Annotated in this window: 18 protein-coding genes; 13 read left to right on the forward strand and 5 right to left on the reverse strand. The window is 46.5% G+C overall.

Features of this window, described 5'->3' with window-relative positions; genetic code table 11:
* The 5 genes from T502_RS08635 to T502_RS06595 all read right to left on the reverse strand — a co-directional run.
* On the reverse strand, positions 1-1,066 hold a 1,066-nt coding region (locus T502_RS08635), incomplete at its 3' end, for a restriction endonuclease subunit S (RefSeq protein WP_052359226.1).
* Positions 1,059-2,558, reverse strand: coding sequence for a type I restriction-modification system subunit M (locus tag T502_RS06580; protein ID WP_211248152.1), 1,500 nt, complete (start codon positions 2,556-2,558; stop codon positions 1,059-1,061). The genes T502_RS08635 and T502_RS06580, both read right to left, overlap by 8 nt.
* A complete protein-coding gene (locus T502_RS08785; RefSeq protein ID WP_084173118.1) occupies positions 2,551-4,968 on the reverse strand; it encodes an N-6 DNA methylase in 2,418 nt (805 codons plus the stop codon). The genes T502_RS06580 and T502_RS08785 overlap by 8 nt, the downstream gene beginning before the upstream one ends.
* A 24-nt stretch (positions 4,969-4,992) precedes the next feature.
* Positions 4,993-7,917, reverse strand: a complete 2,925-nt coding sequence (locus T502_RS06590; protein ID WP_042706405.1) for a type I restriction endonuclease subunit R — start codon at positions 7,915-7,917, stop codon at positions 4,993-4,995.
* Between the two features lie 84 nt (positions 7,918-8,001).
* Positions 8,002-9,063: an APC family permease gene (locus tag T502_RS06595; RefSeq protein WP_042706406.1), complete on the reverse strand. Its 1,062-nt coding sequence runs from the start codon at positions 9,061-9,063 to the stop codon at positions 8,002-8,004.
* Between the two features lie 104 nt (positions 9,064-9,167).
* Here T502_RS06595 and T502_RS06600 point away from each other — a divergent pair, with 104 nt between their 5' ends.
* The 13 genes from T502_RS06600 to T502_RS06660 all read left to right on the forward strand — a co-directional run bounded on the left by T502_RS06600 (position 9,168) and on the right by T502_RS06660 (position 18,316).
* A complete protein-coding gene (locus tag T502_RS06600; protein ID WP_157197489.1) occupies positions 9,168-9,962 on the forward strand; it encodes an HFX_2341 family transcriptional regulator domain-containing protein in 795 nt (264 codons plus the stop codon).
* 711 nt (positions 9,963-10,673) lie between these two features.
* Positions 10,674-11,123 (forward strand): 30S ribosomal protein S19e, encoded by a 450-nt coding sequence (locus T502_RS06605; protein ID WP_042706408.1) that lies wholly within the window; start codon positions 10,674-10,676, stop codon positions 11,121-11,123.
* Positions 11,124-11,135: 12 nt separating this feature from the next.
* Positions 11,136-11,474: a DNA-binding protein gene (locus T502_RS06610; RefSeq protein WP_042706409.1), complete on the forward strand. Its 339-nt coding sequence runs from the start codon at positions 11,136-11,138 to the stop codon at positions 11,472-11,474.
* Positions 11,474-12,058 (forward strand): DUF7411 family protein, encoded by a 585-nt coding sequence (locus T502_RS06615; protein WP_042706411.1) that lies wholly within the window; start codon positions 11,474-11,476, stop codon positions 12,056-12,058. Before T502_RS06610 ends, T502_RS06615 begins: the two co-directional genes overlap by 1 nt.
* A gap of 16 nt (positions 12,059-12,074) precedes the next feature.
* Positions 12,075-12,227, forward strand: coding sequence for a 50S ribosomal protein L39e (locus T502_RS06620; RefSeq protein WP_042706412.1), 153 nt, complete (start codon positions 12,075-12,077; stop codon positions 12,225-12,227).
* Between the two features lie 5 nt (positions 12,228-12,232).
* On the forward strand, positions 12,233-12,496 hold the full coding sequence (locus T502_RS06625) for a 50S ribosomal protein L31e (RefSeq protein WP_042706413.1): 264 nt from the start codon (positions 12,233-12,235) through the stop codon (positions 12,494-12,496).
* Positions 12,497-12,501: 5 nt separating this feature from the next.
* Entirely contained in the window at positions 12,502-13,161 is a 660-nt protein-coding gene (locus T502_RS06630; protein WP_042706414.1) for a translation initiation factor IF-6, read from the forward strand.
* Between the two features lie 11 nt (positions 13,162-13,172).
* A complete protein-coding gene (gene rpl18a, locus T502_RS06635) occupies positions 13,173-13,364 on the forward strand; it encodes a 50S ribosomal protein L18Ae (RefSeq protein ID WP_042706415.1) in 192 nt (63 codons plus the stop codon).
* Positions 13,357-13,803, forward strand: a complete 447-nt coding sequence (gene pfdA / locus T502_RS06640) for a prefoldin subunit alpha (RefSeq protein ID WP_245597784.1) — start codon at positions 13,357-13,359, stop codon at positions 13,801-13,803. Before rpl18a ends, pfdA begins: the two co-directional genes overlap by 8 nt.
* Before the next feature lie 36 nt (positions 13,804-13,839).
* Positions 13,840-15,111 carry a signal recognition particle-docking protein FtsY gene (ftsY, locus tag T502_RS06645; protein ID WP_042706417.1) on the forward strand — a complete coding sequence of 424 codons (1,272 nt, stop codon included), beginning with the start codon at positions 13,840-13,842 and terminating at the stop codon, positions 15,109-15,111.
* Positions 15,111-16,436, forward strand: a complete 1,326-nt coding sequence (locus T502_RS06650) for a signal recognition particle protein Srp54 (RefSeq protein WP_042706418.1) — start codon at positions 15,111-15,113, stop codon at positions 16,434-16,436. The genes ftsY and T502_RS06650 overlap by 1 nt, the downstream gene beginning before the upstream one ends.
* A gap of 36 nt (positions 16,437-16,472) precedes the next feature.
* Positions 16,473-17,069 carry a tRNA (pseudouridine(54)-N(1))-methyltransferase TrmY gene (gene trmY, locus T502_RS06655; RefSeq protein WP_042706419.1) on the forward strand — a complete coding sequence of 199 codons (597 nt, stop codon included), beginning with the start codon at positions 16,473-16,475 and terminating at the stop codon, positions 17,067-17,069.
* Positions 17,066-18,316, forward strand: a complete 1,251-nt coding sequence (locus T502_RS06660) for a tRNA pseudouridine(54/55) synthase Pus10 (protein ID WP_042706420.1) — start codon at positions 17,066-17,068, stop codon at positions 18,314-18,316. Before trmY ends, T502_RS06660 begins: the two co-directional genes overlap by 4 nt.
* Positions 18,317-18,323 lie beyond the last annotated feature (7 nt).

Consider the following 18,323-nt stretch of genomic DNA (forward strand, 5'->3'; position numbering starts at 1 on the left):
CAAATTTTGATTTATCGCTTTGATGTACTAAGGATACAAACATTTGTTGATCATCCATAGGCGGCACAGGAATTTGCAACTCATCGATGTGTTCTGCCTTAAGATTGTTGATATTTGAACCACATGCAAGTTGCATAATCATTTTCCGGTATTCATCCGTTTCCAAGTATGAAGCAATATATTCTGGCAAAAGACCACCAGTCGGCCGGATTAATTTGCAAAAAGCACCAAATGTTTCACCTATTATAGAAATGGGGCAAATAGCTGCCTTTCCTACATGTTCCAAACTACCACTAGAAGCACAAATAAGAATATCGCCGGATTGAATTCTCTGAATGGGATTTACTTTTTCCTTTGATACATATTGAACATCATCATGATTGATTAACCCTGAGTTGATGTTGTTTGCTCTTAAAAGCAACACACTATCTTCAGATAGCAAAGGACGTAAATCATCAGGCTTATATGATACGCCTCTAATCTGAAATACATAATCACCCAGTCTAGTTCGCTTATAAGGAGTTCCAATTACAAACATCTCGATAAATTGAGATTTCACTAGTTCATCCGTTGCGGCAATCAATTTCTGATATGATTTTTTTGTGTCATCCATAGCCCAGAGAATATCGGCAAGTTCACGTTGTTTATCCATATCAGGCAGTTCAAACTCGTAGTTTTTTAAATGCTCCCACTTTACACGTGGTGAAAGGGACCCCGCAGACTTTCTGACAGCAAAATCGAATAGATTATCGTTTTGAATGATAAATGGAAGGAGTTTAGGATTTATACGATCAGGGATTGCCTCAATGACTGTAATGTCACTGGAACAGATACCGTCAAAGGGTGCAACAGCAGCTTTCTTAAGGTATGCTCTGCGCCGACCGAACAGGACATTGCCTCTGCGGAACATCTTTGTGAAGGTGTTTTCGGTGTTTTCATCCCAATTCGTAAGGGTCACGTCCTCCGGAATCAGATGTTCAAGACCGACAATAGGTAAGCCGTCTTTACTGCCTTTGCAGGTTTCCTTGTGTTCAATAGCAACATCGCCCAATTTCACTTTACTCATTCTTTTTCGGCTCCTTCCTCAGCATCGCGTTTAATTTCCCATAACTTGACCTCATCATTTCAGATGATGCCTCCCATTTATCGTAATGCTCTTGAACTGTGTAAGTATTAGCTCTATAAACGCCTGCTTCCTCTTTTACATACAACGGGATACTGAGAGATTGGTTATTCTCGGCGACATCCTGAATAGTTGTGACTTTTGCGAAATCACCGTCATCACAGTAATTCTGGTACGCATCCGCTATTTTGCGGATATGTCTTTCTTCAAGATAGCTTTGTGCATTCTTGCGTTCTACCTCATTTATGGCATTGATGAAGAGTATTTGCCCGCGCCGTTCCGGTCTCTTGTTCATGCGGCAGATTAGAATACATGCTTCCATAGGCGAATTGTAGAACAGATTTGCCGCAAGACCGATAACACATTCAACTCTGTCACTTCGAACCAGTTTTTCACGCAGTGCACTCTCTTCTTTACGGAAAAGAACCCCGTGCGGGAGAAGTATGGCACACCTGCCGGTATCCTCTTTGAGGCTTGCGATAATATGCTGAATGAAAGCATAATCTGCACGACCTTGAGGAGGGACACCCAGGAAATTACGACCGTATTTATCGCTTTCAAAGGCGGCACGATCCCACTGACTTATCGAATACGGAGGATTAGCCAGCACAAGATCAAACTGCTTTAACTTTCCGTTTTCTATGAAAGCCGGAGAAGTAAGTGTATCGCCATTGACGATGTTAAAATCCTTTATGCCATGCAGGAACAGGTTCATTCTACCGATGGCGGACGTAAGAGTATTGATCTCCTGTCCGAAAACTGCAACATTACGCCATTCCTTCTTTTGATCTTTAAGATATTTAATTGCGGAAATGAGCATTCCAGCGCTTCCGCAGGTTGGATCATAAATGGACTCGCCGGACTCCGGCTTTAACATCTCGGTCATAAGATGAACAACAGTGCGGTTAGTATAGAACTCTTGAGCCGTGTGACCGCTGTCATCTGCGAATTTCTTTATCAGGTATTCATAGCCCTGACCGAGTTCATCTTCGGGACAGTTGGCAATCGACAGTGTCTTTGTACTGAAATGCTCCATCAGGTCTTTCAAAAGTCTGTCGGGAAGGCGGTTCTTATTGGTCCACGCCCCATCGCCAAAGATGCCTTGCAGTTTCTCTGAGTTTGCATTTTCAATATTTCTGAAGGCATTGACAATTGCTACACCGACATTTTCAGAAACGGCACGAACATCATTCCAGTGATAACCTTTTGGAACTATGAAAGTATGGTTTTCTGCGAAACTCGCATATTCCTCGTCACCGCCGGACTCTTCAAGTGCCTGTTGTGTTTCTTCATCATAGACATCGCAAATACGCTTAAAGAAGAGCAGAGGAAAAATGTACTGCTTATATGCACCTGCATCAATATTTGTCCTAAGCAGAACCGCAGAATTCCAGAGATATGTTTGTAGTTCTTCAATGCTTATTCTTTCACTCACGGACATAACCTCCCTTAATCAGCAGTTCTTTCATCCTGTTTTCAGCCTCAATCATCTCATTATAGGCTTCAAAGTATCGTCTGCGTATTTCTTCGGGAGGAACCGTCTTCTCTGCCTTCTTTTCAATGTAATTGTTGATTGCCAAAGAATAGTCTTTATCCCTTATCTCTGCAATTGTAACAACCTTGACTTTTTCTGTTACATCCTCATAGGCTGTGTAGTAATCAAAGACTGTCTGAATGTCTTTTTCCGTCATTATGTTCTGTGCCCTTTGCGGAGTGAAAATGCCGGAACCGTCGATCATGCAGATCCTACCTCGGTGCGACACATCCTTATCGTTTTTCAGGAACAGGATACAGGCGGACACGCCCGTAGAGTAGAATACGCCGCCTGCCAATGTAATGATGGCTTCCAGCTTGTCAGAATCAACAAGTTTCTTTCGGATTTCTCCTTCTTTGCCGCCTCTGAAAAGGACTCCTTGAGGGAGCACAACGGCGCAACGTCCGTTTTTAGCATTCATGGACTTGACCATGTGCTGAAGCCATGCAAAATCGCCGTTTGTATCGGTCGGACAGCCCCAGATATTACGACCATAAATATCGCTGCCGAACTGTACTGAACCCCATTTCTTAAGGGAGAACGGAGGATTCGCCACTACACAATCAAATGTCTGTAAAGAACCCCTTTCAATATAATTGGGTGAACGAAGCGTATCGCCCTGTGTGACTTTGAAATCTTTTGCGCCGTGCAGGAACAGATTCATTCGTGCAATAGCCGAAGTTGCCAGGTTCTTCTCCTGACCGTAGATTCTGCCATAGGTCAGTTTATCCCCGTGCATGTAGCGAATTGCTTCTATCAGCATACCGCCCGTACCGCATGCGGGATCATAAACAGTTTCACCGGCTTGCGGAGCCAAAAGCATAATGAGCAGTTTTACGATGGAACGTGGAGTATAGAACTCTCCCGCATTTTTCTTTGAAAGGTCTGCAAACTTCTTGATCAGGAACTCATAACTGTCGCCCATGACATCGGCAGAATAGTTTTTGTTGCCGACCTTGATCTTTGACATGTGCTCAATCAGGTTCTTAAGCCTCTCGTCAGAGAATTTGGTTTTGTCAGTCCAATTAGCGTCATCAAAACTGCTGAACACGCCACTGAGGGTATCGGGGTTTTCACGTTCAATACCATTCATCGCTTTGACGATAGCAACACCGACATTTTCACTTGCTTCACGAACATCCTGCCAGTGGCATCCGTCGGGGATAACAAATCGATGATTTTCTGCGAAACTCGCATACTCCTCATCTCCGCCGGACTCTTCGAGTGCCTGTTGTGTTTCTTCGTCATATACATCCGATAGGCGCTTAAAGAACAGAATCGGTGTAACATAACTCTTATACTCATCCTGATTGATTGGACCGCGAAGAATATTGCATGCCTCAAACAGATGAGAAAAAAGCTTCTGACTTGTAGTCTCTTCGGGATGGAATTTGCTTGCATCAAGTTCAAGATCAGCAATATCCATGGCCGACATCATCATCTCTGAACGTTTTCCTGTTTTTACCTTTTTACCCGTAGACGGAATAATGCTCACCCTGCTTTTTTCAGTCTGTTTTTCGATTTTTGCCGGATACTTATTTTCAAATTCCAGCAGAATTTTCAGAAGTCTCTCATCCAAGAAAGTAAGTGCATGCTTTCTTATATTCGTAGGTACACCATAATAGGCTTCGGCAACCGAGCCTGTGATAGCGGCAAGCGTGTCGCTGTCGCCGCCGATTGAGATTGCATTTCGTATGGCATCCTCAAAACTTGTTGATTCAAAGAACGCTTCCAAAGCCTGCGGAACGGTATACTGACATGATTCATTGAAACTGTAGGTTTCACGAATTTCGTCAAGTGTGAATCCGAGCGGATAATAATTCTTGAGAATGTAATCCTGAATCTCGATGAGGCTATTATCGGTTCGGGCAAGGAAGACCGCAACGGCAACCGCTTCTGCACCTTTCAAGCCTTCGGGATGATTATGGGTGATCTCAGTAACTGCATTTGAAAGCTGCTTAACTTCATCAATGGTTTTTCCTGCGTAGCCGCATCCGCTCACTCTCATTGCAGCGCCGTTACCGTAGCTGTTGTATGGCTGTGGATTGTCAGAATTGATCCAACTATTGAAAGACACTCCATAACCGCTGTCCGGATACTGACGCCCTATTGTCTGCATAGAACGTATTGCCTGCTCACTCAAGTCACTGAAGTCTGCTTTGCATCTCAGAAGAGCATCGCATACGGCAAGCGATATCACGGAGTCATCCGTAAAGAAGCACTTGTGTGAAAGCAGATCAAAATCCTTTGATCTGCGGTTGTTCCACTCAAAACGCGAACCGACAATATCACCGATTATTGCACCAATCATCTGAAAGTCTCACATTCCAAAGAATCAATAATACTGCTCAATATAACTGTAAGCCTTATCAAAGACCTCTTTATCTTTAATCTTGTACTTTATCCAGACAACACTGCGAAGGGCTTTTTTGACTTCCATTTTTCCTGCTGTGGTACTTTGCCAACCATCAAACCTTACGTATTTGACGATGCTGTCAATATCTGCCACAATACGTTCTACAATAACCGGAGTGCTCCTGTTCTTGATGTCATTAAAGAGTTCAGTAAGAGCGGCAATTCCTTTGTCGATCTCTTCTTCCGGAACGACTTCTTTTTCTGCCTGTACTGCTTCCTTTGCAAGTTCGAGCAGTCTCTTCAGGAACTCAATACTTGTATAGAGACCTTGAGCATGCTTATCACGCAGTTCTTCAAGTTTCTCACCAAGACGCACGAACTTTGGATCGTTGGTGTGCTTAAGAATTACAGCAACGAGGTTAATCTCGACTTTTTTCGTTTTTTTCTTCAGATTATCCTGCTTTTCCAAGAATTCATCAATAAGATCGGCATCCAAAGTTAGGATTTCGACTTCCTCATCAGCATCTCCGACCGTGACATTCTGATAAACAAGTTCAAGTGTCTTTGCACCGAGTGAAGCCCATATCAGACCGCCACTGCCATTTGTAGGCTTGATAGATTCATATACACGGGAAAGCCACTTGTAGTCTTCTTTATACGGATTCAGGAACGGATCCGGAGAAAGGGCATTCCATGCACGGTTAAGAACACGATAGTCTGCGGCAAATGCATCCTTATCATCATTTTTAGGCAGACACTCTTGTGCAGACATGAGACCTTCCCAGCCCTCAACAGTTCTGTCAACACCCATGAAATAAGTCAAACACTTTTTGATAAGACCGGGGAACTTTGTCTTGACTTCTTGAATATTTGTGATGATCTGACGCATGCTGCTCTCATCGAAATTCAAAGCCCTTGCCACGTTGTCGAAGATACCGATATAATCGACGATCAAACCGTGAGATTTACCGGAATCATATGTCCTGTTTGTGCGGCAGATGGCTTGAAGAAGTGTGTGATCCTTCATGGGTTTATCAAGGTACATCACCTGAAGAATCGGAGCATCAAAACCGGTAAGCAGTTTTGAAGTCACGATAACCAATTTAAGCGGGCTTTGCGGATCATTGAAGACATCAAGTACCTTTCCTTCTTCGTCACGGTCACGGCGGTATTTCTTGTAACGATCCCCCTTATCGTTGTGCGTATCCATGACAATGGTTGTTGCATATTCACCAAGCAGTTCATCAAGGACTTCTTTATATTTTATGCAGCATTCTCGATCATAAACAACTACCTGACCTTTGTATCCGCTAGGCTCAATCTTCTCCAGATAGTGTTTTGCGATATGTTCGCAAACTTTACGAATACGTTCGGGGTTATACATGATAGCCTTCATATTGACACGTTGAGAGACCTCATTCTTCTCATCGTCAGTAAGTCCGATTTGATCGGTCATTGCGTCAAACTCAAGGTCAAGGTTCTCTTTGTCAACATGAAGTTCAACCGGAACCGGTTCAAAGTGTAGTGGTAATGTCGCTCCGTCGCGAATGGAATCTGAGAAAGAATACTTGCTCATATATCCTGTGCGGTCTTCTTCTGCGCCAAAAGTAGCGAATGTATTCTTATCGATGCGATTTATCGGAGTACCTGTAAGACCGAAGAAGAAAGCATTCGGAAGAGCAATACGCATCTTTTCACCGAGATTACCTTCTTGAGTTCTGTGTGCTTCATCGACCATTACAATAATATTGTCACGAGCATTCAGTTCGCCGTCTACCTCGCCGAACTTGAAGATAGTGGTGATGAGGATTTTGCGCATATCCCCTTTGAAGAATGCAATCAGCTCTTCTTTAGTGGATGCACCCTCTAAGTTAGGAATATCGGATGCATTGAAGGTCGCTGTAATCTGTGTTTCAAGATGAATGCGGTCATCCACAATTACGACCGTCGGATTCTTCAGTTCGGGAATCATCCGCAGCTTTTGAGCGGCAAAGACCATCAGCAGGGATTTTCCTGAGCCTTGGAAGTGCCAGATAAGACCTTTCTTTGGGTAACCCGCAATAACACGATTTACAATCATGTTTGCGCCTTCATACTGCTGATATCGGCAAATAATTTTAGATTTGCGATACTTCTTATCTGTCGCAAATAGGGTGAAAAACTGGAAAATATCCATTACCTTTGCAGGCTTGATCATATCCATGATCCTAATCTTAACATCGGCAAGTGTACCTTCGGTTTTGTGGGCTGGAGTATGCCACGGACCCCATTTATCAATAGGCATATTGACTGAGCCGTAACGATAGCATTTTCCTTCTGTGGCAAAATTGAATACATTCGGCACAAACATTGCCGGAATGCTTTTTTCATAGGCGGCAATATCACCTGCTGCGTCAAGCCATGTTATTGCACTGCGTACGGGGGTTTTGAGTTCACCGATTGCAACAGGGAATCCGTTGATGAGAAGAACAATATCAAGTCTTTTTCCGCCTTCTGCACGCGGGAATACCCACTGATTGGTAACAACATATTCGTTAAGGGCAAGGTCTTCTTTATGTAGCGTGCCAAAGAAGCGAATAGGAATCATGCGCCCGTCTTTACCGAAGGGATAGGAATTTTCCTCGAAAATCAGCTTTTTGAATACTTCATTTTGAGTGACAAGATTATGCGGTTGAACGGACAGAATGACTGATCTCAACTTGTAGATAACCTCGTCCGCACGAGAAGGCTCTTCTGCTATTTCAGGATTTAATCTGATCAGAGCATCCCTGACCATCGGCTCGACCATGACATCTGAATACTTGCGGGGGAGTTCTTCTGCCGGAATGTAATTCCAACCGTTTTCCTTTAGGGTTGAAATTATCATCTGCTCTATTGTATTATCTTCGTTAAAATTCGCCACCATACAGTAACTCCATAATATGTCTATTAAATATATCAAATTAGTTATTCATATGCTCTTAAATTCGTAAATATGCCTCTTTTTGAATTATTTGCTCATCTTCTCCAGATGTTCCTCATATCTGTCAATTAAATATTCGATTGATGATGGAATATTGTAGTTTAAGTCAATATCAAGTTTTTTTCCAACATAACTACAGATCCTCGTTATATATGATAGCAATTTATAATCCGACTCTAATGAACTGTCGATCTTCAGATTGGCAAGTCCGCCATCATAATAATTCAGCATTTTTTCATCATTATGTAATGCCCCCCTTTTTTTTACCAAGTATTCTGTTAATGGTGTGGTCGATTTCTGATTGCAATGACATTGATAAACATATTCCATCTGTGGTACTTCACGTATTTTCCAGTTGTCCCCTAACTTTTCTGTCATGAAGTCTGAATATGTAAATGGTCCATCTGTCAAACTGCAACTGCCCCTCGTCCCATGACCGAATATCCAGATTCTTTTTACAGTGGATTTTTCTAGAACATCTTTCATATTATCTTTGAACAAGCAAAGATATACCTGGAATTTTTCTTTTTCATAAAGTACTTTAAGAAGTTGGAGTGCAATTTTATCCCCGCCATCTATTGCTCTATTTTTGTCGTGTGGCAAAATTACTGCCGTATGTTCTTCGGGTTCGTCTGCTTTTATGTATTTTTTGACTTCTTTAGCGTATTTTAACGAAGTCCTTTCTCTTACGATATAATCGACTCCTAAATAAAAGGGCATTACAAAGAAAGCTACATATAACGCTAATAGAGTCTCCGACCATTGTATTATCGAAAATAGAAATAGTGATAATGCAATAATAGATATTGCAAAATATGCTCCCAGTATTGTTATAAAGTCCCGAATATGTATCCATGCTGCAAAGCACAAAGACATCACGACTAAAATGAAAATACTCACGGCAAAAAATATAGGATCTGTGAATAGTGATTCTCCCTTCATTGAAGAGGCTGTAGTTAGAATTAAAAGTATCAAAACTGGAACAGCACAGATAAAAAGTCCAATTTTGTATGCTTTATTTACCTTATCCTGATAAAATTCGAGATACAATTTCTGATTTGTGTTATCTTCAGTATTTTGTTGACTCATGATCAATTCCTTCTATTATTATTGGAAATAGGTTCAATGCAATAAATTATCCCTTCAAAAGATATATAACTCCATTCACGTAAATAATGTAAATAAGATAAATCATGGAACCAGTGAAACAACCCTCATACTCCCGCCGTGTACACATAGCCCCTGTGGGCTTTGAGATAGACCGAGTAGTAGAACCGCTGAAACGCATGGAAGCGGACAAAGTCTATCTGTTTGCCGAAAAGACCGATAAAGCAGAAAAACTGAAGCATTTCATCTCCGAAATCGAAAAAGAACTCGACAAACAGGGTAACAAAAAAATCGAACACGAAAAATGCGGATGGGAATTACACGAGATCGAACTCTATGCAACCCTCAGAGAATACCGTAAAATAATCGAGAAAGAAGCAGGAAACGATATTTTCATAAATGTATCCACAGGATCAAAAATTCATGCAATCGCAGGAATGATAGCCTCAATGATCTTCAAAAACGGCACTAAAGGAATAATGCCGTATTATGTCATCCCCGAAGAATACGTAGACAGACCTGCGGACAACGAACAATACACAAGAGGTTGCAGGGAGATCAAAACACTCCCGAATTACCGCATAGAAAAACCGCCGGATGAGATAATAGATGTCCTTGCCAGAATCAGCAGAATCGAAAAAGACAATATACCGGTAACCAAAAAAATCCTGATAAAAGAACTCACAAAAGACGGCATAAAACTGACAACGGTAAGCGACCAAGACTCAAAGAACGACGCCGGCAAATACAACGCACTTCAGCGAAAATACCTCAAACCGCTTAAGGATTGGGAATACATCAAACTCGACGAGAGATCGAAACGTCCGAGAATAGAAATTACCGAAGAAGGCAGAAACGCACTCATGTTCCTTCGGGACTAAAAACAACAAAAAGATACGACGAAACGGGGTATCGGGACAGACATTCCCGATGCACCCGATTAATCGTTCTGTCTGTTCGGCTTTGTTGGACAATCCCCCCTAAAAAGCCACCAGACTACAGCCGCAACGGATACAGGAATTATCGCAAATGCAATACGACCAATATCCGCTTAAGACTGTTTTCATCGAATTTTTCTCTAATTTACAATCAGATAAATTGCAAATTATGACATGTATGGCAATAACATATTGTAAACACCATACAACAGGACTAAACCAAATGTGAACACAAGGCAAAGCCCTACTAAATCGGTTATAGATTTTAATAAACTCATAACTGATCAGTCTTATATACGTCATCCAGATGCTTAAAATTAATTCTTTAATATTATTTAATTTTAAATAAAGTATATACACATATATACATTAGTGAACATCATATTGAATGACAGGAATAGCGCTCCCATACTACTCCCTTATTTCATACGCAAAACTATGACCAATAGCACCCAAAACACTTATCACCACTGTAACCCTAAAAGACCACGTCCTCAGCAAAAACTCTCATCCTTCACCATCTAAGCTCCCCCCGTTCCTCAAAAGGTATAAAAAGATACCCACCCAATATATAGAGACTACTAATGTACCGCACGGTATGTTAGGAGACTCTGAAAAGAAATGCGGGCAAACCGCAAAAAGAGTGGTTAGAAAATGACAACAGTATACGACATCCCTCCGGATGTATTAATTGCAAACGTGGCTGGCGAGCTCAAAAAGCTCGATACAATTAAAGCACCGGACTGGGCAGAATTCGCTAAAACGGGCGTACACAAACAGATGCCGCCCAAAGAAGAAGACTGGTGGTACACACGCGCAGCATCCGTGATGCGCCGCGTCTACATCGACGGACCCGTCGGTGTCCAGAGACTGAGATCGTTCTACGGCGGAAAGAAGAACCGCGGATCGAAGCCCAACCGCTTCGCACGCGGATCCGGTTCCGTAACCAGAAAACTCCTCCAGCAGCTCGAAACTGCCGGATACATCCAGAACACTCCCGAGGGACGCATCGTCTCCGCAAACGGCAGAAAGTTCATGGACGCAGTCGCAAACGACTCCAAAGCATCGATAGCAGAAAAATATCCGGGCTTAAGCAAATACTGAAAGTGATCCTTAATGGGTGACGATGAACTCGCGGAACTCCGCAGAAGAAGAATGGCGGAACTGCAGCGTCAGCAGATGCAGCAGGGTGCAATGGAAGAAGAAATGCAGAGACAGAAGCAGGCGGAAGCGCAGCTTCACCTCATACTCATGCAGATCCTCGAACCCGAAGCACGCGAACGTCTCAACACCATCAAGCTGACCAAACCGGAATTTGCAAAAGCAGTAGAACAGCAGCTCGTCATGCTCGCACAGAGCGGACAACTCAGAGAACGCTTAACCGACGAACAGTTGAAAGTGATCTTAAAGAAGCTGATACCGGAGAAGAAAGACTTCAACATCACACGCAGATAATGAAAGCCGGAGTGCTCTTTAGCGGCGGAAAAGACAGCTCCCTCACGGCACTGATGCTCTCGAGGGACTACGAAGTGGAACTCAACAACTTCGTCTTCGACGCAAAAACCGACAGAACGGGTGTCGAAAACGCCGCGAAAGTTCTGGGACTCCCCCTGAAAAAAAGAGTATTCGAAAGCGGACTGCTCGAAAATGTTGTGGACCTGATGGTGGAAAAGGGAAACCCCTCCGACGCTATCAACCTTGTGCACAGGAACGCCATCAACACTCTCGCAAAAGAGTATGATGTTATAGGGGACGGGACACGCCTGAATGACCGTGTGCCCATGCTGACATATGCCGAAGTTCAAAGCCTTGAAGGGAAGCATGGCAGTGCCCTCGTGCGGCCTCTGCTCGGATTCGGAAGAAGAGAAGTCAACCGCCTCACCGAGATGTATTTCACCGTCCAGTACGGCGAAACCGGCTCCATGAGAAACGGCGACTACGAACATGAAATCCGTGCGGCATTCAAAGCCAGGGGAATCGATCCCTACAGCATATTTCCAAGCCACCACGAGCAATCGCTTGTAACCGGCAGAAAATGAAAAAGTGGTGAAAAAAATGAGCAAAATATCAAAAGCAAGAAAGATCAGGCTTGCCAAAGCATGCGAGCAGAACCGCCGCGTGCCCGCCTGGGTAATGATTAAAACGAAACGCCACGTGGTAACTCACCCGTGCAGACGCAGCTGGAGACGCAGCACACTGAAGGTGTAAGCAAAATGGCAGACATATTAAAAGAGCAGATCTACGTAATCCCTCTTCGCGATGTAAAACTTGCCCCACGCTGGAAGCGCAGCCCCAGAGCAATCAGGGAAGTACGCGACTACCTCGCAAAGCACATGAAGAGCGAAGACATAAAGCTTGACACAAGCATCAACGAAAAAATCTGGGAACGCGGCAGCGAGAAACCGCCCCGCAAGATCCGCGTTCGCGCAATGAAATTCGAGGACGGTCAGGTTCAGGCTGAACTTGCCGAAGAGTAAACAAAATGAATGAAACGATCGACTTCGCCGGTGACGAAAATATCGGTGTATACACACGCGTCTTCGAGGACGTGGCATTCGTGCCCCTTGACGCCCCCGAAGAATACGTGAGTACTGTAGAGAAGAGACTTGGTGTTGAGGTAGTACCTACCACAATACAGGGAAGCTCGATCATAGGATCACTGCTTGTGGGCAACAGCCACGGAATGATAGCCAGCGGACTCGCAACCCGCGAGGAATCCGACCTGCTCAGACGCTACGGGGAAGTGCTCTTCCTAAACCGCACCATGAATGCGGCGGGAAACATCATCCTCGCAAACGACGAGTTTGCAATCGTCCACCCGGCACTGCCCGAAAGATACGCTGAAAAAATATCCCTCGCCCTCGACGTCCCCGTCATCATGATGACCATAGGCAACATACCCACGGTCGGCATGGCGGCATCGGCAACCGGACGCGGAATAGTAGTAAGCCCCACCATCACCGATCAGGAGATAGAGGAACTCGAAAACATCACCGAACTCCCCATCGGAACAGGCTCCGTCAACATGGGAAGCCACCTCGTCGGAACGGGACTTATAGCAAACAGCAAATCCTACCTTGCGGGAATATCCACAAGCGGTTACGAACTGGGAAGAATTGAAGAAGTATTTGGCTTTGAATAAAGGAGGAAACAATGGCAGACCAGAAATTTGAGGTGAAAGGCACTTTCAAGAACGGATACGATTACCAGCCCTTCACGAAAGAGATTGTCGCACCGAACGAAAAGCAGGCAACCGAGAGATTACTTGCAACAATCGGCAGCAAACACCGCTTAAAGAGAAGTTACATCAACATTGAGACAGTCAAACCCGTAGATGGTGAGTAACTTGGATAAAGTTGACCCTCGTGAAATTCAGATGCTCCAGCAGTATCTTAACGAGTTTGGGCAGGAGATTCAGACATATTCGGCTCAGCTCGAGCTCCTCGAGCAGAGAAGAATCGAATCACTGACTGCGGTTGACACAATTAACACAATTAAGGAAAACCCGAAAAACACTGTCCTTCTCCAGATAGGCGGCGGAGCATCAATCAAAGTAAAACCTGTGGAAGAGGATACAATCCTCTTAAACATCGGTTCGGACGTCGTCGTGGAAAAAACCTGCGACGAGACGGCATCATACCTGACCGACCGCGCAACTGAGATGGAGGCACTTGAAAAGAAATTAACTGAATCTATCTCAAACATGCAGAAACAGGCAAATGAGATCGCTAAAAAGATTGAAAACGCATACAAACAGCTACAGACAGCGCAGCAGAAGCAGTAAGCGGCAATCCTTTAGTGTAAAAAATTCAGATGAACCATGTTCAAGTCTCTAAAAGAAAAACTCAAGAGTGTTAAGAAAGGGTTCGGTTCCCGCATCGACGACGCGGTCATAAAAGAGACCGAAGTAGAGGAGGAGACGGACGTTTCCGTCTCCGCACCCGTCTCCGAAAGTCCCGCGGGAACCCCGACCGAAACACAAAACGTACCGAACACGGACGAACCTGTTTTGGAAACCGCCGAAAGCGGTTCCGATGATTTACCGGACGACTTCGAAGAAGACGAATTCGAAGACGAAGACTTCCTTCCCGAGATTGAGGAACGCACACCCGCGGAGGAAAAGCCCAAAAAGAAAGGCTTCTTCAGCCGCCGCAAAAAAGAGGAATTATCCCTCGTATCCGACGGCACACCCAAGAAGAAAGCATCCTTCGGCTCCAAACTCAAAGTCCTCATAACCGAACGCGAGATCCTGCTCTCCGAGAAGGACATCAGCGAACCCCTCGAGGAACTCGAGATAATCCTCCTCGAAAACGACGTCGCCTTCGATGCCGCAAACGCAATCATCGAACAGATGAAGACCGAACTCATCGGTCAGAAACGCAAGATCAGGACCTCGTCCGAGGAATTCGTAACCGAAGCGCTCAGACACGCTCTCCTAAACGTCCTGGGCGAAGGCTTCTCCCTCACCGGCTACATCGACACCCACGAAAAACCCGTCAAGGTCTTATTCACGGGCGTAAACGGAGCCGGAAAGACCACCACCATAGCCAAGGTCGCACACTACCTCAAGAAGAACGGCTACTCCGTGGTCATAGGCTCGGGAGACACCTTCCGTGCCGGCGCCAACGAACAGATGAGGGCGCACGCCGAGAGAGTCGGCGTCAAAGTCATCAACCATCAGGAAGGCGCCGACCCCTCGGCAGTCCTCTTCGATGCCGTAAGCTACGCAAAAGCCCACAACATCGACGTAGTCCTTGCCGACACCGCAGGACGCTTCCACAACCGCACCAACCTCATGAACCAGCTCGACAAGATACGCCGCGTCATAAGCCCCGACATCGTCGCCTACGTCGATGAAGCCGTCGCCGGCAACGACGCCGTAATCCGCTCGGAAGAGTTCAACAACACCGTCGGAACCGACGTCGTCGTCCTCACCAAAGCCGACATGGACACAAAAGGCGGAGCGGCAATCTCAATCACCTACACCATAAAGAAACCCATAATGTTCTTAGGCGTAGGTCAGGGATACGATGATGTAATACCCTTTGAGCCCCAAAAGTTAGTCGATGAACTTCTCGGAGATGATGAATAATGCTTGACAGGCTCGGCTCCGGACTCAAGGACGCACTCAAAAAACTTGCGGGAAAGACCGTAATCGACAAAGCAGCCGTCGACGAACTCGTAAAAGACCTGCAAAGAGTCCTCCTCCAGTCCGACGTCAACGTAAAACTCGTGATGGGACTCTCCAAGTCCATAAAAGAGCGCTCGTTAAACGAAGAACCGCCCAAAGGCATGACCGTCCGCGAACATGTCCTGCGCATAGTCTATCAGGAACTCGTGAAACTCATGGGCGGCGAGGTCGAGGTTGCCTTAGGACCCCAGACCATCCTCATGGCGGGACTTCAGGGCAGCGGAAAGACGACAACGACCGCAAAACTCGCGAGATACTTCCAGCGCAAAGGACTCCGTGCCGGCGTAATCTGTGCCGACGTCTTCAGACCCGGCGCCTACGAGCAGATAAAGACGCTCTGTAACAAGATCAACGTCCCCTGCTACGGCGAGGTCGGAAACCCGAACGCCGTCGAGATAGTCACGAACGGAATGAAGGAACTCGGCGCCGTCGAGGTCCTCATAGTAGATACCCAGGGCAGACACGCACTCGAAGACGAACTCATCGAGGAGATAATCGCCCTCAACGAACTCACCAACGCCACGCACAGATGGCTCGTCATCGACGCCGCACTCGGACAGCAGGCACGCGAACAGGCAAAACGCTTCCACGAGGCAATCAGCATCGACGGCGTCATCATCACCAAGATGGACGGAACCGCAAAAGGAGGCGGTGCCCTCTCCGCCGTTGCCGAAACGCAGTCGGGAATCGTCTTCATCGGAAGCGGCGAGACCATCGAGGACATAGAGCGCTTCGACCCCGACAGCTTCATCTCCAGACTGCTCGGAATGGGCGACCTGCACGCACTCATCGAGCGTGCCGAAGAAGCCATGGGCGACGAGGAATTCGACGTCAACGCGATGATGAACGGCAAGTTCACCCTCCGCGACATGTACAAACAGCTCGAATCCCTCAAGAAGATGGGACCCTTAAAGCAGGTCATGTCAATGCTGCCCTTAGGCGGAATCGAGATCCCGCAGGACGCCTTCGACGTCACCGGAAAGAAGATGGAGCGCTACAAGGTCATCATGGACTCCATGACCGCCGCGGAGCTGGACAACCCCTCCATCATAAGCGGCAACAGGGTATTCCGCATCTCCCGCGGCTCCGGTTCCTCACCCGAGGAAGTCCGCGAACTGCTCAAATACTACAAGACCATGCAGAGAACCCTCAAGGGCTTCAAAGGCATGGGCGGCTCGAAATTCGGCATGCAGAGACTCATGAAGAAGTTCGGCGGCGGCATGTAGGCATGCGGACATAGACATGTAAGGATCGGAAAACAGATGAAACGATTCCTCATAATCGGACACAAAGCCCTAACCACGGGCAGCTTCTCCTTAAACGACATGCCGGGAAGCGCCGGAAGGATGGACGTCCTCTGCCGCTGCGTCAACTCCTGCTTCTTCCTCTCGCATGACTTAAGGCGCGACGTCGAATGCTTCCTCGTCCTCCTCGGAGAACCCGACGCACCCAAAACCGTCAAATTCTCCGGCGAAAAGGTCAGATACTTAAACCCCGACGAGAGAAGTGCGGGCTCGCTCCTTCAGAAGGCGCTCGCCCTCCCCTGCACCGAGACCTTCCGCGAATCCACACGCGGAGTCTACGTAAGAAGAGGCGGGCTCAAGGAACTCCTCGAAGAATTCAGGGACGAAGAAGGAAACCCAATCTTCGCAATCCTCGACGAGAACGGAAGCGACATAAGGGAAATCCCCCCCGAAACGACGCCGACCGCCTTCATCCTCTCGGATCACATGAACTTCACCCAAGAGGAGGAAGAGATGATAAAGGACCTTAAGCGAATCTCCGCCGGTCCCAAAGTCATGCACGCCGACCACACAATCACCGTCATCCTAAACGAACTTGACAGGAAGAACCTATGACCTCCATAACCGAAATCACGGAGAAGATCCTGGAATACGGTCCCGTCTGCGACCACTGCCTCGGAAGAATGTTCGGCAAGAGCTCGCACGGACTCTCCAACGGCGAACGCGGAAGAGCCATGAGAGTAGCCCTCGCACTCGAGAAGAACATACCTTACGAAAACGAGAAGGAAACCTGCTGGATCTGCGGCAACGTCTTCGACAAAACCGAGATGTGGGCGCAGAAAGCAAAAGAGGCACTCGCACCCTACGAGCACAAAACCATCCTTGTCGGCTGCAAAGTTCCCCCCTTAATCACCGAGAACGAAGAGATGGTCTGGACCGACCTCTCGCTTCAGAACCCCGAAACCTTAAAGGCGGAGTTCAACCGCGAGACGGGAAAAGCGATAAGCGCACTTACCGGCAGCGAAGTCGACTTCAAACGTCCCGACATAGTCGTCTTCTGCGACCTCGCAACCGAGACCGTCGAACTCCAGGTCAACTCCCACTTCGTCTACGGCAGATACCTCAAATACGAGCGCGGCATACCTCAGACCCACTGGGACTGCAGAGTCTGCCACGGCGCCGGCTGCGAACGCTGTAACTTCACAGGCAAGATGTATCCCGACTCGGTCGAAGAACTCATCGGAAGACCGATAATCGAGGCATGCGGCGCCGAAAAAGTCATACTCCACGGAGCCGGCAGAGAAGACATCGACGCAAGGATGATAGGCACCGGAAGACCCTTCGTCCTCGAGATAGTTGCGCCCAAAAAGCGCAGCGTAACCATAGAAGAGATGGAAGCGCTCGTAAACAAAAGCGCCGCGGGAAGAGTGGAGATACGGCTCGACCACGTCAGCAACAGACAAGAAGTGGAAACCATTAAATTAGGTAAAGCGCATAAAAAATACAGCATTCTGGTAAAAGTAGAAGGCGATTATTCCATAAATGACGTCAGATTGGCTCTTAAATCTCTGAAAGGTGCTACAATAGACCAGCGCACCCCCGACAGAGTCTCGCACAGGAGAGCCGATCTTGTCAGAAAACGCCAGTGTCTGGATATCGAGTGCGAAGGTATGGAAGACGATCTGTTCAGGATAACCGTCCTGGGCGACGCCGGACTCTATATCAAAGAGCTCATATCGGGTGACAATGGCAGGACAGTCCCGAGTTTTGCTGAAAAACTCGGTTGCCCCGCTCATGTTACCAGTCTTGATGTCATAATGGTTGAAGGGGTCGTCCCCGAAAAACAGAAGCAAGAAAACTAATCGGAGA

Origin of the sequence: Methanomicrobium mobile BP (genome assembly GCF_000711215.1) — an archaeon.
Classification (GTDB): Archaea; Halobacteriota; Methanomicrobia; order Methanomicrobiales; family Methanomicrobiaceae; genus Methanomicrobium; species Methanomicrobium mobile.